General features: G+C 58.7%; 2 protein-coding genes. One reads left to right on the forward strand and one right to left on the reverse strand.

Features of this window, described 5'->3' with window-relative positions; translation table 11 throughout:
* On the reverse strand, nt 1-2,198 hold a 2,198-nt coding region (locus ABX749_RS28250; protein WP_372898975.1), incomplete at its 3' end, for a hypothetical protein.
* A gap of 380 nt (nt 2,199-2,578) precedes the next feature.
* Between ABX749_RS28250 and ABX749_RS28255 the strand changes: the two genes are divergently transcribed.
* Nucleotides 2,579-2,861, forward strand: a 283-nt coding sequence (locus ABX749_RS28255) for a hypothetical protein (RefSeq protein WP_372898976.1), incomplete at its 3' end; no start/stop codon positions are given.

Below are 2,861 nucleotides of genomic sequence, written 5' to 3' on the forward strand. Positions count from 1 at the left end.
ACCGGCATGTTGGCCGTCAAGATCAATCCGCCGGCGAGCGCCTGCCACATCGCCGGCGCTTCGCCGACGAACGGCAGCTGGATCGGAGACAGTTGCGTCGGGTCGATTTCAAAGACGATCTCGCCGTCACAAAAATGCAGCGAAACACGATCGCCCAACCATTCCAGATCGGTCAGCGTCGGGTCTTCCGTGACCACGTCCGACACGCCGGGGATCGCCATCAGGTACTGCGCGGTGTTCTTGCGTCCGGGGACCATGACCATCGACGCGACTGCGGACGGGGCGATCGTGGCGACATCAATGGGTTGCGGGTTTTGGTCGACCATGGCACGCATGTCCTGGTCAAACGTACTACCGGCCATCGGCAACACACACGTTTCCAACTTCATCGTGGGCGCAACGGTGATGCGAGTCGCGACGGGATCAAAGACCTTTTGCCAGAACGACTCGTACCGTGTCTTGTACCGTCCGTATTCGGCTGCTTCCTCGACCGACACTTTCAACACCGACAGTTCGGCATTGGGTGTCAGGTAGCGGAGTCGGTTGTGCAGCGAACAGGTGCAGGTGTCGCTGTCCGCGTCGAACGCGTAGGCTCCCCCGTGCGGGCAGGTGATTCGGTCGGCCGCGATGAAACGTTTCTCGATCATCTCGCTGAGCGAATTCGGTGAGCGACCGTATTCCAAGCGAAAGAACAACGAGGCGTTGTTTTGCATCACCAGGTTATTAAAACACTCGACGCGGCGCTTTTGCGAGATCTTGGCCGCCGGGGCAACGATGCGTCGGATAAACGCGTCGGAGGCGAAATAGTATCCCGAGTTGGCGTCTGTCGACGGCGGCATCAGCGAGCTGATATATCGATAATCCGCGGCATCATGCAGGCGGTCGACTTCTCCCAGCGATGCATCGACGATGCGGCGGATGGCGCGGTGGGAATTCGAAAAGACATAGTAGTCGTCATGCCGTGTCGTGAACGCACTGACCAGCCGATCGCTGGTGTAACGGGCGGTCACTTGATGCCCGCGGTAATTAAAGTCCCGTTGCACCAGATCGGGGTGTCGCCCGCGTTCTTCGTCGACCCAGCCATTGAGCTGCTTCGCGAACGCCTGCTCATCTTTGACGCGAATGATGACGGTCACGTCGGTTCCGTCGAGCAGGTAGGGATCCGAGCCGGTCACGGCCACTTCGGTGGCCACGGCTTGGGCAAACAATTCCTCCATCCCGGATCGAGAGATACCGAGCTGTTCTTCCAGTTTGGCCAACAACCGATTGTCCTGGGCGGTCAACTTCGAAAGCCGCACCAGGTCGTCGCCCCACTGCGTCGCCAAATCAACGGTCTCACCCAATGAGGCAAACGAATTGAAGTGCAGGAAATACTGGTCTGACGGAACCAGTTTGGAAATCTCGTGAACCTGAACGGTGACGTCTTTTTCCTTGTCCAGCCGTTGCTTGAGCAGGTCTTCGTAGTCGAGCGATCGGATGCGTGGTGGCGAGATCTCACTGATGTGACGCGTGTAAGCGCCGCGGCTGGCCGACGAACTGAGCGTCCGCCGTTGCAGCGACTCTTGAATCGCCAGCGACCCGGTGAACAGCTTGTAGAGTCCGTCTTCTAAATTGTCTTGCGTCGGCATCCGTTTCGGGATCGCCGGCGGATCGACGCCGTAACGCGCCTTGGACTGAAGCAAGCAGTATTGGAAGAAGGATTCGTCGGGGTAGTAGGTCAACAGTCGTGCAAAGTGTTCGTTTTGTTGCCGCGCCCAGTCTTCGAAGATGCTTCGCGGGCCGACGGATTTGCGGTCGGCCGGCACGTCGGGAATCGCAAGGGTGATCGTCCCTTCGCGCACTTGAACCCGGCGTGACCCGTCCAGATTTTCCGAGACGGTTTCATAGGACAGTTGCACGTCGACTTTGCCGCTACCCTTGAGTCTGCCGTAGAACTCGGCGTGCTTTTGGTGGAACTTGGTTTCTTTCGGATAGATCAAGTAGGCGTTAGGGTCGCTCGAACGCAGCCGCAGGTAGTTGCTCTTCTCAAACTCTTCGGCCAAGAAAGGCTGCTCCAACCGCAGGGAGAACGCGATCGTTTCATCCTCGTCGCTGCGATAGACCTCGACGGTGTGCTGGAACGGAAACTCCTGCGCCAGGGCGGTTGCCCCACCGAGGATCCAGCAACAGAGCATGGCGTGAGCAATAGAATGGTTCATGTCCCTCGGTGCCTCGAAATCGTCGTACAGCGTTCGGTTCTGGCGCAATGATAATAGGAGAGCCTGTGGAGGGGATCCGCGGCGCGCTGCGGGACGAAAATCAGTCAGTTATTTGCAGATGATCAGCCGTTTGACGCGAGCCTACGGGTCCCAACCCGAAGAAATGACGCTTCAGTCAACCAACCGGTCGCGTCGTTGGGCGGCTTTCAGGGAGAAAGACGCGACAAGGCTTCGGTGCCAAGAGGTTTTGGTAACAATTTGTACGTCCCGAGGCGTCATCGATATCCCACACGACGCACCCGTTCGGGCGACCAGATATACTGAACAGCTCCTCTTCTTCCCACTGGAATTCTTTTCACGGTTCACGAGTGACACAACGGATGTTTGCGGCCGTCGGCCGAACGGCTGGACCGTCCCGAGTGGGCCGAGGCAATGGACGCAGGCGGCTGAGGGTTGAGTCGCTGGAAAAGCGCTACTTGCTGGCGGCAGCCTTGGATGCCGGCCCAGATGCAGGTCTAAATGACATCGCGGTGGGTGCATCGCTCCCGGAAACAGAATCGGTGTTTTGGCAGGACCGATCGGTCGAGATTCGACGCGGCCAGTGGGTGGTGCAGTTTGATCGCCGAGCGACGGTGGGGCCGCAGTCCGGTGACCGAGCCGACG

Origin of the sequence: Stieleria sp. (genome assembly GCF_041595215.1) — a bacterium.
Lineage (GTDB): Bacteria > Planctomycetota > Planctomycetia > Pirellulales > Pirellulaceae > Stieleria > Stieleria magnilauensis.